This window comes from Klebsiella sp. C283 (assembly GCF_048822555.1).
Lineage (GTDB): Bacteria > Pseudomonadota > Gammaproteobacteria > Enterobacterales > Enterobacteriaceae > Klebsiella > Klebsiella quasipneumoniae.
This window is the reverse complement of sequence record NZ_JBMEZS010000008.1, coordinates 74,558-90,764: the sequence shown is the minus strand read 5'-3', so window position 1 is coordinate 90,764 and position 16,207 is coordinate 74,558. Positions and strand designations below refer to the sequence as shown.

General features: G+C 58.4%; 15 protein-coding genes and 1 pseudogene. 10 read left to right on the top strand and 6 right to left on the bottom strand.

What is annotated here, in order from left to right; genetic code table 11:
* Positions 1-57 precede the first annotated feature (57 nt).
* Complete coding sequence (gene ftsP / locus ACOI7Z_RS16785; protein ID WP_023291023.1) at positions 58-1,470, top strand: cell division protein FtsP; 1,413 nt, start codon at positions 58-60, stop codon at positions 1,468-1,470.
* Positions 1,471-1,503: 33 nt separating this feature from the next.
* Positions 1,504-3,743 (top strand): annotated as a pseudogene (locus ACOI7Z_RS16780) (YgiQ family radical SAM protein); the annotation flags it as partial.
* Positions 3,744-3,862: 119 nt separating this feature from the next.
* Here ACOI7Z_RS16780 and dkgA read toward each other — a convergent pair.
* Both dkgA and yqhD read right to left on the bottom strand, forming a co-directional pair.
* Complete coding sequence (dkgA, locus tag ACOI7Z_RS16775; protein ID WP_032454068.1) at positions 3,863-4,690, bottom strand: 2,5-didehydrogluconate reductase DkgA; 828 nt, start codon at positions 4,688-4,690, stop codon at positions 3,863-3,865.
* A gap of 144 nt (positions 4,691-4,834) precedes the next feature.
* On the bottom strand, positions 4,835-5,998 hold the full coding sequence (yqhD, locus tag ACOI7Z_RS16770; RefSeq protein WP_087848577.1) for an alcohol dehydrogenase: 1,164 nt from the start codon (positions 5,996-5,998) through the stop codon (positions 4,835-4,837).
* Between the two features lie 196 nt (positions 5,999-6,194).
* Here yqhD and ACOI7Z_RS16765 point away from each other — a divergent pair, with 196 nt between their 5' ends.
* Positions 6,195-7,094, top strand: coding sequence for an AraC family transcriptional regulator (locus ACOI7Z_RS16765; RefSeq protein WP_032454066.1), 900 nt, complete (start codon positions 6,195-6,197; stop codon positions 7,092-7,094).
* A gap of 49 nt (positions 7,095-7,143) precedes the next feature.
* On the opposite strand, the gene yghB is transcribed toward ACOI7Z_RS16765, so the two are convergent.
* Together yghB and metC are read right to left on the bottom strand one after the other, a co-directional pair.
* Entirely contained in the window at positions 7,144-7,803 is a 660-nt protein-coding gene (gene yghB, locus ACOI7Z_RS16760; protein ID WP_004205217.1) for a DedA family general envelope maintenance protein YghB, read from the bottom strand.
* Between the two features lie 131 nt (positions 7,804-7,934).
* The gene (metC, locus tag ACOI7Z_RS16755) at positions 7,935-9,122 is read right to left on the bottom strand and encodes a cystathionine beta-lyase (protein ID WP_087848579.1); all 1,188 of its coding nucleotides are present in this window, start codon (positions 9,120-9,122) and stop codon (positions 7,935-7,937) included.
* 250 nt (positions 9,123-9,372) lie between these two features.
* Between metC and exbB the strand changes: the two genes are divergently transcribed.
* The 5 genes from exbB (at position 9,373) to ACOI7Z_RS16730 (ending at position 12,533) form a co-directional block, all read left to right on the top strand.
* Complete coding sequence (gene exbB, locus ACOI7Z_RS16750) at positions 9,373-10,104, top strand: tol-pal system-associated acyl-CoA thioesterase (protein ID WP_004174395.1); 732 nt, start codon at positions 9,373-9,375, stop codon at positions 10,102-10,104.
* Between the two features lie 6 nt (positions 10,105-10,110).
* The gene (exbD, locus tag ACOI7Z_RS16745) at positions 10,111-10,536 is read left to right on the top strand and encodes a TonB system transport protein ExbD (protein ID WP_002916785.1); all 426 of its coding nucleotides are present in this window, start codon (positions 10,111-10,113) and stop codon (positions 10,534-10,536) included.
* Positions 10,537-10,676: 140 nt separating this feature from the next.
* Entirely contained in the window at positions 10,677-11,171 is a 495-nt protein-coding gene (locus ACOI7Z_RS16740; RefSeq protein ID WP_004105804.1) for a TIGR00645 family protein, read from the top strand.
* Between the two features lie 108 nt (positions 11,172-11,279).
* Entirely contained in the window at positions 11,280-12,167 is an 888-nt protein-coding gene (gene yghX / locus ACOI7Z_RS16735; RefSeq protein WP_004144560.1) for a YghX family hydrolase, read from the top strand.
* A gap of 78 nt (positions 12,168-12,245) precedes the next feature.
* Entirely contained in the window at positions 12,246-12,533 is a 288-nt protein-coding gene (locus ACOI7Z_RS16730) for a DUF2623 domain-containing protein (protein WP_002916743.1), read from the top strand.
* Positions 12,534-12,605: 72 nt separating this feature from the next.
* Here ACOI7Z_RS16730 and yghU read toward each other — a convergent pair whose 3' ends face one another.
* Both yghU and ACOI7Z_RS16720 read right to left on the bottom strand, forming a co-directional pair.
* The gene (gene yghU / locus ACOI7Z_RS16725) at positions 12,606-13,472 is read right to left on the bottom strand and encodes a glutathione-dependent disulfide-bond oxidoreductase (protein ID WP_032454062.1); all 867 of its coding nucleotides are present in this window, start codon (positions 13,470-13,472) and stop codon (positions 12,606-12,608) included.
* A gap of 47 nt (positions 13,473-13,519) precedes the next feature.
* The gene (locus tag ACOI7Z_RS16720) at positions 13,520-14,080 is read right to left on the bottom strand and encodes a DsbA family protein (protein ID WP_048335288.1); all 561 of its coding nucleotides are present in this window, start codon (positions 14,078-14,080) and stop codon (positions 13,520-13,522) included.
* A 20-nt stretch (positions 14,081-14,100) separates the two neighbouring features.
* Between ACOI7Z_RS16720 and ACOI7Z_RS16715 the strand changes: the two genes are divergently transcribed.
* Together ACOI7Z_RS16715 and gss are read left to right on the top strand one after the other, a co-directional pair.
* Positions 14,101-14,223 carry a hypothetical protein gene (locus ACOI7Z_RS16715; protein WP_032454061.1) on the top strand — a complete coding sequence of 41 codons (123 nt, stop codon included), beginning with the start codon at positions 14,101-14,103 and terminating at the stop codon, positions 14,221-14,223.
* Between the two features lie 76 nt (positions 14,224-14,299).
* Positions 14,300-16,165: a bifunctional glutathionylspermidine amidase/synthase gene (gene gss, locus ACOI7Z_RS16710; protein WP_060590330.1), complete on the top strand. Its 1,866-nt coding sequence runs from the start codon at positions 14,300-14,302 to the stop codon at positions 16,163-16,165.
* The last annotated feature ends 42 nt before the right edge of the window (positions 16,166-16,207 follow it).

Here is a 16,207-nt window from a genome sequence, read left to right as displayed (position 1 = left end):
TATTGCTGGCGGGAAACGAATTCCCTTTTTCATTTGTCAGTATGTCATGGAGTTAATATGTCACTCAGTCGGCGTCAGTTTATTAAGGCTTCCGGCGTAGCGCTGTGCGCTGGCGCCGCGCCGCTGAAGGCCCATGCCGCCGGCCAGCAGCCTGCGCTGCCGGTTCCGCCGCTGCTGGAGTCCCGTCGCGGTCAGCCGCTGTTTCTGACGCTGCAGCGTTCACACTGGTCGTTTACGCCAGGCACCCGCGCCCCCGTCTGGGGGATCAATGGCCGCTATATGGGGCCGACGATCCGCGTCTGGAGCGGGGACGACGTCAAGCTTATCTACAGCAACCGTCTGACGGAGAACGTCGCGATGACCATCCGCGGCCTGCAGGTGCCTGGCCCGCTGATCGGCGGCGCGGCGCGCATGATGTCGCCGAACGCCGACTGGGCGCCGGTGCTGCCGATCCGGCAGAGTGCGGCGACGCTGTGGTACCAGGCCAATACGCCGAACCGGATGGCGAAGCAGGTCTATAACGGTCTGGCCGGCATGTGGCTGGTGGAGGATGAGGTGAGCAAGAATCTGCCGATCCCTAACCACTATGGCGTCGATGACTTCCCGGTGATAATTCAGGACAAACGGCTGGATAACTTCGGCACGCCGGAATATAGCGAACCGGGCAGCGGCGGCTTCGTCGGCGATACGCTGCTGGTCAATGGCGTGCAGAGCCCCTATGTCGAAGTGTCCCGCGGCTGGGTGCGTCTGCGCCTGCTGAACGCTTCTAACTCCCGGCGCTATCAGCTACAGATGAGCGATGGCCGACTGCTGCATGTCATTTCCGGCGACCAGGGGTTCCTGCCGGCGCCGGTTTCGCTCAAGCAGCTGTCGCTGGCGCCGGGGGAACGGCGTGAAATTCTGGTCGATATGACCAACGGCGATGAAGTGTCCATTACCTGCGGCGAAGCGGCGAGCATCGTCGACCGTATCCGCGGCTTTTTTGAACCGTCCAGCATTCTGGTCTCCACGCTGGTGCTGACCCTGCGCCCGACCGGGCTGCTGCCGCTGGTCACCGACAGCCTGCCGGCGCGTCTGCTGCCGACGGAGCTGCTCTCCGGCACGCCGATCCGCAGCCGGGATATCACGCTCGGCGACGATCCGGGGATTAATGGCCAGCTGTGGGATCCGCAGCGTATCGATATCACGGCGCAGCAGGGTACCTGGGAGCGCTGGACGGTGCGCGCCGACCGCCCGCAGTCGTTCCATATTGAAGGGGTAATGTTCCAGATCCGTAACGTCAACGGCTCGACCCCTTTCCCGGAAGACCGCGGCTGGAAGGACACCGTGTGGGTCGACGGGCAGGTCGAACTGCTGGTCTACTACGCCCAGCCGTCGTGGCCGCACTTCCCGTTCCAGTATCTGAGCCAGACGCTGGAGCTGGCCGACCGCGGTTCGATTGGTCAGATGCTGGTGAATCCCGCACCGTAAACTCTTCGACCCTGGCCGGCATACGGTCAGGGTTTGAGAAAATCCTCCTTCATTTCCACTATCATTCCGGCTTATAATCCACGCCCTTTTGGTTATTTTTTTATCATTTCCCCGGAAGCAATATGAGCGCAATATCCCTGATCCAACCGGATCGTGACCTTTTTTCCTGGCCGCAATACTGGGCTGCCTGTTTTGGCCCTGCGCCATTTTTACCGATGTCGCGTGAAGAGATGGATCAACTTGGCTGGGATAGCTGCGACATTATTCTGGTCACCGGCGACGCCTACGTCGACCACCCGAGCTTCGGGATGGCTATCTGCGGCCGCATGCTGGAAGCGCAGGGGTTCCGCGTGGGGATCATCTCCCAACCGGACTGGAACACCAAAGACGACTTCATGCGTCTGGGCAAACCGAACCTGTTCTTCGGGGTGACCGCCGGCAACATGGACTCGATGATCAACCGCTACACCGCCGACCGTAAGCTGCGCCATGACGACGCTTACACCGCCGGCAACGTGGCGGGCAAGCGCCCGGACCGCGCCACCCTGGTGTATACCCAGCGCTGTAAAGAGGCGTGGAAAGATGTGCCTGTGATCCTCGGCGGCATCGAAGCCAGCCTGCGCCGTACCGCGCATTATGATTATTGGTCCGATACCGTGCGCCGCTCGGTGCTGGTGGACTCCAAGGCCGATATGCTGATGTTCGGCAACGGCGAGCGTCCGCTGGTGGAAGTGGCCCATCGCCTGGCGATGGGCGAAACCATCGACCAGATCCGCGATGTGCGCAATACCGCCATCATGGTGAAAGAGGCTCTCCCGGGCTGGAGCGGCGTAGACTCCACCCGTCTGGATACCCCGGGCAAAATCGACCCCATCCCGCACCCGTATGGTGAAGATCTGCCATGCGCCGATAACAAACCGGTCGCGCCGAAGAAACAGGAAGCGAAAAGCATCACTGTGCAGCCGCCGCGGCCAAAACCGTGGGAAAAAACCTATGTGCTGCTGCCTTCTTTCGAGAAGGTGAAAGGCGATAAGGTCCTGTACGCTCACGCCTCGCGCATTCTGCACCATGAAACCAACCCCGGCTGCGCCCGGGCGCTGATGCAAAAGCACGGCGAGCGCTACATCTGGATCAACCCGCCGGCAATCCCGCTCTCCACCGAAGAGATGGACAGCGTCTTCGCCCTGCCTTACAAGCGCGTGCCGCATCCTTCCTATGGCGATGCGCGCATCCCGGCGTATGAGATGATCCGTTTCTCGATCAACATCATGCGCGGCTGCTTCGGCGGGTGTTCGTTCTGCTCGATCACCGAGCACGAAGGACGCATTATCCAGAGCCGTTCAGAGGATTCAATCATCAATGAGATCGAAGCCATTCGCGACACGGTGCCGGGCTTTACCGGCGTGATCTCCGATCTCGGCGGACCCACCGCCAACATGTATATGCTGCGCTGCAAATCGCCACGCGCCGAGCAGACCTGCCGCCGACTCTCCTGCGTCTACCCGGATATCTGCCCGCACATGGATACCAACCATGAGCCGACGATCAACCTTTACCGTCGCGCCCGCGAGCTGAAGGGCATCAAAAAGATCCTTATCGCCTCCGGGGTACGCTATGACATCGCGGTCGAAGATCCGCGCTATATCAAAGAGCTGGCGACCCACCACGTCGGCGGCTATCTGAAGATCGCGCCGGAGCATACCGAAGAGGGCCCGCTGTCGAAGATGATGAAGCCGGGAATGGGCAGCTACGACCGCTTTAAAGAGCTGTTCGACACCTATTCGAAGCAGGCGGGTAAAGAGCAGTATCTGATCCCGTACTTTATCTCCGCCCACCCGGGGACCCGTGATGAAGACATGGTGAACCTGGCGCTGTGGCTGAAGAAGCACCGCTTCCGTCTCGACCAGGTGCAGAACTTCTATCCGTCGCCGCTGGCGAACTCGACCACCATGTATTACACCGGCAAAAACCCGCTGGGCAAGATCGGCTATAAGAGTGAAGAGGTGGTGGTGCCGAAGGGCGATAAACAGCGCCGTCTGCACAAAGCGCTGCTGCGCTATCACGATCCGGCCAACTGGCCGCTGATCCGTCAGGCGCTGGAGGCGATGGGCAAGAAACACCTGATTGGCTCACGTCGCGACTGCCTGGTGCCGGCGCCGACTCTGGATGAGATGCGCGAAGCGCGTCGCCAGAACCGTCATACCCGCCCGGCGCTGACCAAGCACACGCCGATTGTGCATCAGCGTTCTAACGGTGGCGCAACGGCGAAAAAGCCCGTTAAACGGGGTAAAGTCGCCGGGCGTTAAGCCTGACTTTGCGCCCGGCAGCGTTTCGCTGACCGGGCGGTTTCTCAAGCCGGACACGCGTCAGCGCTGCCCGGCTTTTTTACCTGTTATCCGCCGAACTGATCCGGATCGGGCCCCAGACGCTTGCCCTGATCCAGCCTGGCAATCTCCCCCAATTCTTCTTTATCCAGGCGGAAATCCCAGACGTTAAAGTTTTCGGCGATGCGCGACGGCGTGACGGATTTGGGGATCACCACCAGACCGCTGTCGAGATGCCAGCGGATGACAATCTGCGCCGGCGTTTTGCCATATTTATCAGCCAGCTGATGGATAACTTTCTGATCGAAGACGCCCTTACCGCCCTGGGCCAGCGGGCTCCAGGATTCGGTCTGGATCTTGTGGGTGGCGTTCCAGGCGTGCAGCTGCCGCTGCTGCAGCAGCGGATGCAGCTCTATCTGGTTGATCACCGGCGCGACGCCGGTTTCATCAATCAGCTTCTGCAGATGCGGCACCTGGAAATTACACACGCCGATGCTCTTCGCCAGCCCCTGCTGCTGCAGCTCAATCAGCGCCTGCCAGGCCTCGACGTAATGGCCGATAGCCGGCACCGGCCAGTGGATTAAATAGAGATCCACATAGTCCAGCTTCAGCTTGCTGAGGCTCTCTTTCAGCGCCTCGTGCGGCCGTTTTTGATCGTCGTTCCACAGCTTGGTGGTGATGAATAGCTCATCGCGATTGACGCCAGCGCTTTGCAGGGCGTTGCCGACGCCAGCCTCATTTTGGTACGCGGCGGCGGTGTCAAAAGAGCGATAACCGACTTCCAGCGCCTTATGAATGGCGGAGACGACTTCCTCGTTGCCAGCTTTCCACACGCCGAGACCCAGCTGCGGCATCAGGTTGCCGTCGTGTAGTTTTATAACGGTTGGATGTGTCATGCCTTCCTCCTGTTAATGAACTCGGCGAAGCAGGATCCGCCGAGGGGTAGCATTAAGTCTGGACGAAATAGCTAAAAACGGTAGTAAAAACACCTCTCCCCGACGTTTGTTTAACGTAAGGGGAGGTGAATCAGGCGGGGAAACTTAGCGGGCAGCCTCGTAGATACGACGGCTGACGTCCAGGGTGATATCCTGGTGCTCGCCCAGCTTGGTCATGCCGTGCTCTTCCAGTTTCGCCAGCAGCGCCGGGATGGAGCTACCGTCGAGACCGTAATCGGAGAGGCGGGTCGGCACGCCCATCTGCTCGAAGAACTGGCGCGTCGCGGCGATGGCGGCATCGATGCGCTGGTCGTCTGAGCCCTCGGTGATATGCCACACGCGCTCCGCATATTGCAGCAGCTTCTCGCGCTTGGTATCACGCTTCTCATTCCACAGCGCCGGCAGAACGATAGCCAGCGTCTGGGCGTGATCGAGACCATGCATCGCCGTCAGTTCGTGACCAAGCATATGCGTTGCCCAGTCCTGCGGCACGCCAGCGCCGATCAGGCCGTTCAGCGCCTGGGTCGCGGCCCACATAATGTTGGCGCGCACGTTATAGTTTTCCGGCTCCTGCAGCGCTTTCGGGCCATCCTCAATCAGGGTCAGGAGAATGCCTTCGGCGAAGCGGTCCTGAATTTTGCCGTCAACCGGGTAGGTGACGTACTGTTCGACGGTATGGACGAAGGCGTCAACCACGCCGTTGGCGACCTGGCGCGGCGGCAGGGTATAGGTGTAGACCGGATCGAGGATCGCGAACTGCGGCTGAACATGGGAAGACATAAACGCGCGTTTGTCGCCGGTAGTTTTCCGCGAAATCACCGCCCCTTTGTTTGATTCAGAACCGGTCGCCGGCAGGGTGAGAACCGAGCCCATTGGAATGGCGCTGGCGATCTTACTGCCATAGGTTTCCAGAATTTCCCACGGATCGATGTTGGCGTCATAGTGGGCTGCTGCCGCGATAAATTTGGTGCCATCCAGCACCGAACCGCCCCCGACCGCCAGCAGGAAGGTGACCTTCTCTTCACGGGCGAGCTTCACCGCGTTCATCAGGGTTTCGTAAGACGGGTTCGGCTCGATGCCGCCAAATTCAAGGACGTCCAGGCCATTCAGGGCGGTCAGTACCTGATCCAGGACGCCCGTTTTTTTCACGCTGCCGCCGCCGTAGGTGATCAGTACGCGAGCTTCCGTCGGGATCTGTTCACGCAGTTTTTCAATCGCGCCTTTGCCAAACAGAATGCGGGTTGGGGTATGCAGGTCAAAATTATTCATTGCTTGAGTCCTCAAAAGAGTAAAACCGCCGACAGGGACGATACCGCTGCCCGATGACGGTTATTGTGGTCCTGGCGCCGTTGCCCCTCAATGCACATTTCTGCCTACGTCTTGCCTATTTCTCCATATGGCTGGAGAATTCGCGGCGGCCTGCGCACAATGTACGGGTGAAGAAACATCGGGAGAGACGGTGGTAATGCAACATGCAGAGATATGTCAGACACTGACAGAGAAGGTTAACCAGCTGAAAGATAAGCACGAAATGTTAAGTTCGCTACTACCCGACGTCCGCCTGCTGTACGGGACGCAGCCGGGACCGCGGATGCCTGTGATGTACCAGCCGGGGATCGTTTTTCTCTTTTCTGGCCATAAAATTGGTTATATCAATGAGCGGACGTTTCGCTACGATACAAACGAATATCTGCTGCTGACCGTACCGCTGCCTTTCGAATGCGAAACCTTTGCCACCCCGGAGGTGCCCCTGGCCGGCATGCGCCTGAACGTCGATATCCTGCAGCTGCAGGAGCTGCTGATGGATATTGGCGAGGATCCGCTGTTTCAGCCCGCCGTCGCCTCCAGCGGGATAAACTCCGCAGTGCTCTCGGAGGATATCTTGTGCGCTGCTGAACGGCTGCTCGACGTGATGGAGCGGCCGCTGGACGCGCGGATCCTTGGCAAGCAGATCGTCCGCGAAATTCTCTACTATGTGCTGACGGGACCCTGCGGCGGCGCGCTGCTGGCGCTGGTCAGCCGGCAGACCCACTTCAGCCTGATTAGCCGCGTACTCAAGCATATCGAGAGTCAATACACCGAAAACCTCAGCGTCGATCGGCTGGCGGCGGAAGCGAATATGAGCGTATCGGCGTTTCACCATAATTTTAAATCGGTGACCAGCACTTCGCCGCTGCAGTATCTGAAAACCTACCGTCTGCACAAGGCGCGCATGCTGATGATCCATGACGGGATGAAGGCCAGCGCGGCGGCGATACAGGTGGGCTATGAAAGCCCTTCCCAGTTCAGTCGCGAGTTTAAGCGCTACTTCGGGATGACGCCCGGGGAAGACGCCGCGCGTATTCGTACGATGCAGGGAATGTAATACCGGGGAGGGAGCAGGCCGGGCGGGCGCAGCCCCCCGGCAGTCGACGTCAGGCGCTGCAGTATTTCTTTTTGATCACCACGAACAGCGTGCCGAGCAGGCCAGCCAGCAGCAGGGCAATCGGCAGGATCATCAGGCAGGTCATCACCTGATCTTCATGACGCTTCACGAACGGGATCATGCTCAGCGCATAGCCGAGGCCCGTGACCACGCCGACCCACAGCAGGGCGCTCAGCCAGTTGAAGAACTGGAAGCGGCGGTTCGGCAGACCGGAAATCCCCGCCATGGTTGGCAACAGGGTACGGACAAATGCCAGAAAGCGGCCCGCGAGCAGCGCCAGCAGACCGTGGCGGTCAAACATGCAGGTGGCGCGCTGATGGTACTTATGCGGCAGGTGCGCCAGCCAGCCTTTCACCGTTTGCGTATTGCCCAGCCAGCGCCCCTGTACATAGCTCAACCAGCAGCCGAGGCTGGCGGCGGCGGTCAGAATGGCGATAGTGGGCACAAAGTCCATGACGCCTTTAGCAATCAGCGCGCCGGCGAGCAGCAGCAGGCTGTCTCCAGGTAAAAAGGAGGCAGGCAGCAGCCCGTTTTCCAGAAACAGGGTCGCGAACATAACCAGATATACAACGCCCACAACATGAGGGTTCGCCAGTGCGGCAAAATCATGTTGCCACAGCGCGGCGACAATCTCTTGAATGACAACCATGGACTTTCCTAAGTGGTACCGTATTGTTGACTAGTGTACTCCTGAAGAGACCCGAGCACCTTGATCCCGGGCGCAACAAAAGCGGCCGCTCCGATAAAAAGCGTCCGCTATTGTTGCCACTGACTGTCACTTTACACGATACGCGCGAAGCCCGCTGCTAAATCCGCCTGCAGATCGTCAACATTTTCGAGACCAATGTGCAAACGGATCAGCGTGCCGCTGAAGTCGACTTCCGCATCCGGTCGGATGTGAGCGATTTGCTCCGGCTGATTGGCCAGAATCAGCGATTCAAAGCCGCCCCACGAGTAGGCCATGCTGAACAGGCTGAAGTTGTCGAGATACGCTGCCAGCTCAGCGTCGGTGAGACGCTTGTTGAGCACAAACGAGAACAGCCCGCTGCTGCCGGTAAAATCGCGCTTCCAGAACTCATGGCCTTTACTGCCGGGCAGAGCGGGGTGGTTGACCCGCGCCACCTGCGGATGCTGCGCCAGCCACTCGGCGATGCGCAGGCTGCTTTCATGATGCTGACGCAGGCGGACGCCCAGCGTGCGCAGGCCGCGGCTGGTCATATAGGCGGTATCGGCGTCCAGCATTTGCCCCATCAGATAGGCATTCTCACGCAGCTGCGGCCAGCAGCGCGCGTTCGCCACCGCGGTGCCGACCATGGCGTCTGAGTGGCCGATCAGGTATTTGGTGCCTGCCTGAATAGAAATATCAATGCCAAAATCCAGCGCTTTGAACAGGATCCCCGCCGCCCAGGTGTTATCGATCATGATAATCGCTTCCGGGGCGACCTGACGCACGGCGGCGACAATCGCCGGCACATCGTGCACTTCCATGGTGATGGAGCCGGGCGATTCCAGGAACACCACGCGGGTCTCAGGGCGAACCAGACGGGCAATATCGGCGCCGATTAAGGGATCGAACCAGCTGGTGGTCACGCCGAGTTTGGCGAGAATTTTGGTACAAAAATCCTGGCTTGGCTCATAGGCGGTATTGGTCATCAGCACATGGTCGCCCTGCTCGACAAACGCCAGGATAGTGTTGGCCACCGCGGCCGCGCCGCAGGGGAAGAGGGCGCAGCCGGCGCCGCCCTCCAGCTCGCACATCGCTTCCTGCAGCGAGAAGTGGGTCAGGGTGCCGCGACGCCCGTAGAACAGCTCGCCGTTGGCCCGATTGCGGGTGGCGTGCTTTTTGGCCTCTACGGTGTCGAAAACCAGCGATGACGCGCGCTGGATCACGCTGTTCACTGAGCCCTGGGTATATTTTTTGCTCCGCCCGGCGTTGACCAGCGCGGTATCAAGATGTTTATCAGCCATGTTGATGAACCTGTTTTTATACGTCTGGACGTCTAAACTAGCATGAATCTTCTTTTCTGTACCAGCGCGCTGCCGATACAGGCGAAAATTTTACCAGGCCCGCGGTTAGCCACTTTTTTACTGCGTAAGCGCAAGGAAAATAAACGTGATTTGCTGCACAGTGTAAATACTAATGAGAACCACTATCAATTCGATGTCGTTTTGATATTATTGTGGGCAGATTTTGTGATTATCGTCGTGGAGATAGAGCGTGGGTAATAATTTGATGCAGGCGGATCTCTCCGTTTGGGGTATGTATCATCATGCCGATATTGTCGTTAAGGTGGTGATGATTGGCCTGATTCTGGCGTCGGTCGTCACCTGGGCCATCTTCTTCGGTAAAGGGGCGGAAATCCTCGCCAGCAAGCGTCGCCTCAAACGTGAACAGCAGCAGCTGGCGGAAGCCCGCTCTCTCGATCAGGCCAGCGATATCGCCAGCGCCTTTGAGGCGAAAAGCCTCACCACCCAGCTTATCAATGAAGCGCAGAACGAACTCGAACTCTCCGCCGGTGCCGAAGACAATGAAGGCATCAAGGAACGAACCGGTTTCCGCCTTGAGCGCCGCGTCGCGGCCGTCGGTCGCCATATGGGGCGCGGCAACGGCTACCTGGCCACCATCGGCGCCATTTCGCCGTTCGTGGGCCTGTTCGGCACCGTCTGGGGCATCATGAACAGCTTTATCGGCATCGCCCAGACCCAGACCACCAACCTTGCGGTGGTGGCGCCGGGCATCGCGGAAGCGCTGCTGGCGACAGCTATCGGTCTGTTCGCCGCCATCCCGGCGGTGGTCATCTATAACATCTTCGCCCGCATGATCGGCAGCTATAAGGCCTCGCTCGGCGACGTCGCCGCTCAGGTCCTCCTGCTGCAAAGCCGCGACCTGGACCTCAGCGCCAGCGGCGTGAAGCCGGTGCGCAGCGCGCAGAAATTACGGGTAGGTTGATCGGCTATGGCGATGCGTCTTAATGAAAATCTGGACGATAACGGCGAAATGCATGAGATCAACGTGACGCCGTTTATCGACGTCATGCTGGTTCTGCTGATTATCTTCATGGTAGCCGCGCCGCTGGCGACGGTCGACGTGAAGGTGAATCTGCCGGCCTCCTCCAGCCAGCCGCAACCGCGACCGGAAAAACCTATCTACCTGTCGGTGAAGGCGGATAAGAGCATGTTCCTCGGCAACGACCCGGTGACCGAAGCGAATATGATTAACGCCCTGGATAGCCTGACCGCCGGCAAAAAAGATACCACTGTCTTCTTCCGCGCGGATAAAACCGTCGATTACGAGACGATGATGAAAGTGATGGATACCCTGCATCAGGCGGGCTATCTCAAGATCGGGCTGGTGGGCGAAGAGACCGTCAAAGCCAAATAACCCGATGCTTTTCCTGAAAAGGCTGGCCGCGCGCCGGCCTTTTTTATTGTCCTCTGCCAGCGAAGTGTTGGCCTGGCGTTGCCATCACGTTATCTGTCTGAGATATAATGTCGCTTCTTTTTGTTAACTGACAGGATCTTATGGAACGCTTTCTGGAAAATGCTATGTACGCCTCGCGCTGGCTGCTGGCGCCGGTTTATTTTGGCCTCTCGCTCGGTCTGATTGCGCTGACCATCAAATTTTTTCAGGAGATCTTCCACATACTGCCGCATATTTTTAGCGTCAGTGAGTCGGATATGATTCTGACCCTGCTGTCGCTGGTGGATATGACCCTGGTGGGCGGTTTGCTGGTGATGGTGATGTTCTCCGGGTATGAAAATTTTGTCTCGCAGTTGGATATTAACGAGGGTAAAGAAAAACTCAGCTGGCTGGGCAAAATGGACGCGACGTCGCTGAAAAATAAGGTTGCCGCCTCCATCGTGGCGATCTCCTCTATTCACCTGCTGCGGGTGTTTATGGATGCGAAAAACGTCCCGGACAATAAGCTGATGTGGTATGTCATCATCCATCTGACCTTTGTGCTGTCGGCCTTTGTGATGGGCTACCTCGATCGTCTGACCAAAGTGAAACACTGATCCTTTCTCTCCCGGCGGCGTTAGCCGCTGGGCTGTTTGCTGTTCTGGGCTGGCGTATGTCCGGGCTTCTGCTTTGCTTAAAGGGCGCTTAACAACGGAGGCAGGGTGATGACGCGATTAACGGCCAAAGATTTCCCGCAGCAGTTGCTCGAGTATTATGACTACTATGCCCACGGCAAAATCAGTAAACGCGAGTTTCTCCAGCTGGCGGGGAAATATACTGTCGGCGGGATGACCGCGCTGGCGCTGTTTAATCTGCTGAAGCCCGACTATGCCCTGGCAGAGCAAGTACCGTTCACCGACCCGGATATCCGCCCGGAGTATATTCATTATCCCTCTCCTGATGGTCACGGCGAAGTGCGGGCTTACCTGGTGACGCCGACAAAAATAGCCGACAAAGCGCCCGCTGTGGTGGTGGTGCATGAGAACCGCGGCCTGAACCCCTATATTGAAGATGTAGCCCGGCGGGTAGCGAAAGCGGGGTATATCGCGCTGGCGCCGGATGGCCTGAGCGCCGTCGGCGGCTATCCGGGGAATGATGATGAAGGCCGCGCGCTACAGCAGAAAGTCGATCCCGTGAAGCTGATGAATGATTTTTTTGCGGCGGTCGCGTTTATGGCGAACTATCCACAGGCGACGGGGAAGGTCGGTATCACCGGTTTTTGCTACGGCGGCGGCGTCAGCAACGCGGCGGCGGTGGCGATCCCGGAGCTGGCCTGCGCGGTGCCGTTTTACGGTCGCCAGCCGCCGCTGAAGGAGGTTGATAAAATTAAAGCACCGCTGCTGCTGCACTATGCCGGCCTCGATAGCGGCATTAATGAAGGCTGGCCTGCCTATGAACAGGCGTTGAAGGAACACCATAAAGTCTACGAGGCCTATTTCTATCAGGGCGTGAATCACGGCTTTCATAATGATTCCACGCCGCGCTACGATCGGGCTGCGGCTGATCTTGCCTGGCAACGCACGCTGGCATGGTTTGAGAAGTATTTACGCTAGCGCAAACGTCATAAATAGCGCTACCGCTCGCTCAAAAAAACGCTATATAATTTATTATATAACGATTGGGAGGGCGCGATGGAAAATCATTTTGGCAAAGGCTTAATGGCGGGGCTACAGGCATCCTATGCTGACACCGCCGCGCATGCGGCGAATTTTTGCGCCGACTATAAACGCGGGTTTGTGCTCGGCTACTCGCACCGCATGTTTGAAAAAACCGGCGACCGCCAGCTCAGCGCCTGGGAAGCGGGGATCCTCACCCGTCGCTATGGCCTGGACAGGGATATGGTGATGGATTTCTTCAAAGAAGGTGGGTCGGGTATGGCGATGCGCTATTTTCTGGCGGGCTATCGGCTGGAAAGCTAAACAGGACGGCTTCGCAGGCGGAACCGTCCTGTGGTGGGAACCCTTTCCCGTCAACGGGAAAGGGTGAAGACCTTACGCCTGGCGCTTATCTTCCGTTTGGGTGTCAAAGTCGCGGGCGTCATGGCGCTCATGCAGCTGCTCATTGAGCGGGCCGTTGGTGCGGTTGACGATGCGTCCGCGCTTGACGGCCGGGCGGTTGCCGACATCCTGCGCCCAGCGCAGCACGTTGGTGTAGCTCCCGGCGTCGAGGAACTCCGCCGCGTTATAGACATTGCCCAGCACCACGTTGCCATACCATGGCCAGACCGCCATATCGGCGATGGTATACTCCTCGCCGGCCACATAGCGACCGCGGGCGAGCTGTTTGTCCAGCACGTCGAGCTGGCGTTTGGCTTCCATGGTAAAGCGATCGATCGCGTACTCGATCTTCACCGGCGCATAGTTATAGAAGTGGCCGAAGCCGCCGCCGAGGAAGGGCGCGGCGCCCTGCAGCCAGAACAGCCAGTTAAGGGTTTCAGTGCGGCCGGCGGGATCCTTCGGTAGGAAGAAGCCAAATTTTTCCGCCAGATAGAGAAGAATGTTGCCGGATTCGAATACTCGGGTGGGCGGCGTGGTGGAGTGATCGCTCAGCGCCGGGATCTTCGAGTTCGGGTTGATGTCGACAAAGCCGCTGGAAAACTGATCGCCTTCGCCAATGCGTATCAGCCAGGCGTCGTACTCCGCGCCGCTGACGCCCAGCGCCAGCAGCTCCTCCAGCATGATCGTCACCTTCTGGCCGTTGGGCGTGCCAAGTGAGTATAGCTGGAGCGGATGGGTTCCCACCGGCAGGACGCGTTCATGAGTCGCGCCGGAAACGGGACGGTTGATGTTGGCGAACGCGCCGCCGCTGTTTTGCTTCCATTCCCACACTTTTGGTGGCTGGTAGTTTTGCTCTGACATGCTGGTTTGCCTTTTTCGTGGATGTACAAAAAGTGTAGCAGGTGACCTCAGGCCATAATCCGCGCGGCCCACACGCTGACATCATCGCCGCTGCCCAGATCCGGCTGCACCAGACCATTGACCATAAAGGTCGGCGAGACATGGATGCCGTTCTGGCGGGCATATTTGCTGTGCCACTTGATCACGTCCTGCAGCTCCGGGCGGGCAAAGGCGGCCCCCAGCAGGACGTGACTGTAGCGCTCAATGCGTTCAATGATTTGCTGCGGCGTGGCGTTCATGTTCGGCCCGCTGCAGTGATCGGTAAATTCAAACTCTTCCCGATGGTCTGCCACGGCCTGCAACACCTTATGCGCCTGCTCTCTGCCATGCGGCAGGGTGGACGCGGCGAGGATGCAGCGGACAATCACCCCGGAGAACAGATGCCACGGCTGCGACTGCAGCCGTATCTTGATGGTTACGTTATCGGCGCCGACCTCATCGAGCAGATCGTCGAGTTTATTAAACGCGCGGACAGAGTAGGGGCAGGTGGGCTCAAGGAACACCTCAAACGTCCGCGGGCCGTGTCCCCAGACCAGCGGTTGGGCATTCAGATGCGAGGGTGTGCTCATTGTCGACTCCTGATGTTGCGTTGTTTTTTTGTTATATCACCGATAACGATATCACTTCTGCTTTCGGCTGCAGGGTTATTTTCCTTAACGGCACGATTAGCGAAACGAATGAGTGGTATCATCGTTACACCTCTGTCTGGTAAGTGCCTGCGGCAGGATAAGAAGAGGGAGTTTTGTTTCGCCAACTGCCCGGGCTGCATTTATTTGAGGTCAGGCTAAATGAGCAAAGGATCGACAAGCAGTGACGCCCCGTTTGGGACATTGTTAGGCTACGCGCCCGGCGGCGTGGCAATTTATTCATCGAATTACAGTAGCTTAAATCCGCAGGACTATCCGGATGACGCGACGTTTCGCAGCTACATCGGCAATGAGTATATGGGGCATAAATGGCAGTGCGTTGAATTTGCGCGCCGCTTTCTGTTCCTGACCTACGGGTTTGTCTTTACCGATGTGGGGATGGCCTATGAAATCTTCTCCCTGCGCTTTCTGCGCGAAGTGGTCAATGACAATATTCTCCCGCTGCAGGCCTTCGCCAACGGCTCCCGTCGTCCGCCGATCGCCGGTTCGCTGCTGATCTGGCAGAAGGGCGGCGAGTTCAAGCACACCGGCCACGTCGCGGTGATCACCCAGCTTGTCGGCAATAAGGTGCGTATCGCCGAGCAGAACGTCATTCACTCGCCGCTGCCGCAGGGCCAGCAGTGGACCCGCGAGCTGACCCTCGAGGTCAACGCCGGCCGGTACACTATCAAAGATACCTTTGCCGATACCGAAATTTTAGGCTGGATGATCCAGACCGCCGATACCGAACACAGCCTGCCGCAGCCGGTGCTGCCGGGCGAGGCGATGGCGATCAAGGGCGCGCGGCTGCCGAACAACGGCCAGTTCCGCGGCAAATGGCTGAACGAGAAAGATCCGCTGCAGAAAGCCTACGTGGCGGCCAACGGCCATTTTATCAATCAGGATCCCTATCAGTATTTCACCATCAGCGAAAGCGCCGAACAGGAGCTGATTAAAGCCACCAACGAGCTGCACCTGATGTATCTGCACGCCACCGATAAGGTAATGAAGGATGATAACCTGCTGGCGCTGTTTGATATCCCGAAAATCCTCTGGCCGCGTCTGCGTCTCTCGTGGCAGCGCCGGCGTCATCATATGATCACCGGGCGCATGGATTTTTGCATGGACGAGCGCGGGCTGAAGGTGTACGAGTACAATGCCGACTCCGCCTCCTGCCATACCGAAGGCGGGCTGATCCTCGAGCAGTGGCTGAAGCAGGGCTACTACGGCACGGGTCACAATCCGGCCGAAGGTCTGCTCGATGAGCTGGCGGGGGCGTGGAAACACAGCCGGGCGCGGCCTTTCGTGCACATCATGCAGGACAAGGATCTGGAAGAGAATTACCACGCGAAGTTTATCCAGCGTTCGCTGACCCAGGCCGGTTTCGAGAGCAAAATTCTCTTTGGTCTCGATGAACTGCGCTGGGATGCCGCCGGCCAGCTGATCGACGCCGACGGGCGGCTGGTCAACTGCGTCTGGAAAACCTGGGCATGGGAAACCGCCATTGAGCAGGTGCGCGAAGTCAGCGCCGATGAGTACGCGGCGGTGCCGATTCGTACCGGACATCCGCAGAATGAGGTGCGACTGATTGACGTCCTGCTGCGTCCTGAAGTATTGGTATTCGAACCCCTGTGGACGGTGATCCCGGGCAACAAAGCGATCCTGCCGGTGCTATGGTCGCTGTTCCCGCATCATCGCTATCTGCTGGATACCGATTTTGTGGTTAACGACGAGCTGGCGAAAACCGGTTATGCCGTGAAGCCCATTTCCGGACGCTGCGGAAACAATATCGACCTGATCGGGCCTCAGGATGAAGTTCTGGATCAGACCAGCGGCCAGTTTGTCGATCGTAAGAATATCTACCAGCAGCTGTGGTGCCTGCCGAAAGTGGATGGCAAGTATATCCAGGTGTGCACCTTTACCGTCGGCGGTAACTACGGCGGTACCTGCCTGCGCGGCGATTCGTCGCTGGTGGTGAAAAAAGAGAGCGACATAGAGCCGCTGATCGTATTGAAAGATAAAGCGTGATGTGCTGACCCGGATAGCGGCTCGCGCCCTGTCCGGGGAGAG

Excerpts from the sequence above, each read along its gene's own strand:
- ftsP (WP_023291023.1), top strand. The coding sequence starts at position 58 with ATGTCACTCAGTCGGCGTCAGTTTATTAAGGCTTCCGGCGTAGCGCTG.
- ACOI7Z_RS16740 (WP_004105804.1), top strand. The coding sequence starts at position 10,677 with ATGGAACGCTTTCTGGAAAATGCTATGTACGCCTCGCGCTGGCTGCTG.
- gss (WP_060590330.1), top strand. The coding sequence starts at position 14,300 with ATGAGCAAAGGATCGACAAGCAGTGACGCCCCGTTTGGGACATTGTTA.
- exbD (WP_002916785.1), top strand. The coding sequence starts at position 10,111 with ATGGCGATGCGTCTTAATGAAAATCTGGACGATAACGGCGAAATGCAT.
- yqhD (WP_087848577.1), bottom strand. The coding sequence starts at position 5,998 with ATGAATAATTTTGACCTGCATACCCCAACCCGCATTCTGTTTGGCAAA.
- dkgA (WP_032454068.1), bottom strand. The coding sequence starts at position 4,690 with ATGACACATCCAACCGTTATAAAACTACACGACGGCAACCTGATGCCG.
- yghB (WP_004205217.1), bottom strand. The coding sequence starts at position 7,803 with ATGGTTGTCATTCAAGAGATTGTCGCCGCGCTGTGGCAACATGATTTT.
- metC (WP_087848579.1), bottom strand. The coding sequence starts at position 9,122 with ATGGCTGATAAACATCTTGATACCGCGCTGGTCAACGCCGGGCGGAGC.
- yghX (WP_004144560.1), top strand. The coding sequence starts at position 11,280 with ATGACGCGATTAACGGCCAAAGATTTCCCGCAGCAGTTGCTCGAGTAT.
- ACOI7Z_RS16720 (WP_048335288.1), bottom strand. The coding sequence starts at position 14,080 with ATGAGCACACCCTCGCATCTGAATGCCCAACCGCTGGTCTGGGGACAC.
- ACOI7Z_RS16730 (WP_002916743.1), top strand. The coding sequence starts at position 12,246 with ATGGAAAATCATTTTGGCAAAGGCTTAATGGCGGGGCTACAGGCATCC.
- yghU (WP_032454062.1), bottom strand. The coding sequence starts at position 13,472 with ATGTCAGAGCAAAACTACCAGCCACCAAAAGTGTGGGAATGGAAGCAA.
- ACOI7Z_RS16765 (WP_032454066.1), top strand. The coding sequence starts at position 6,195 with ATGCAACATGCAGAGATATGTCAGACACTGACAGAGAAGGTTAACCAG.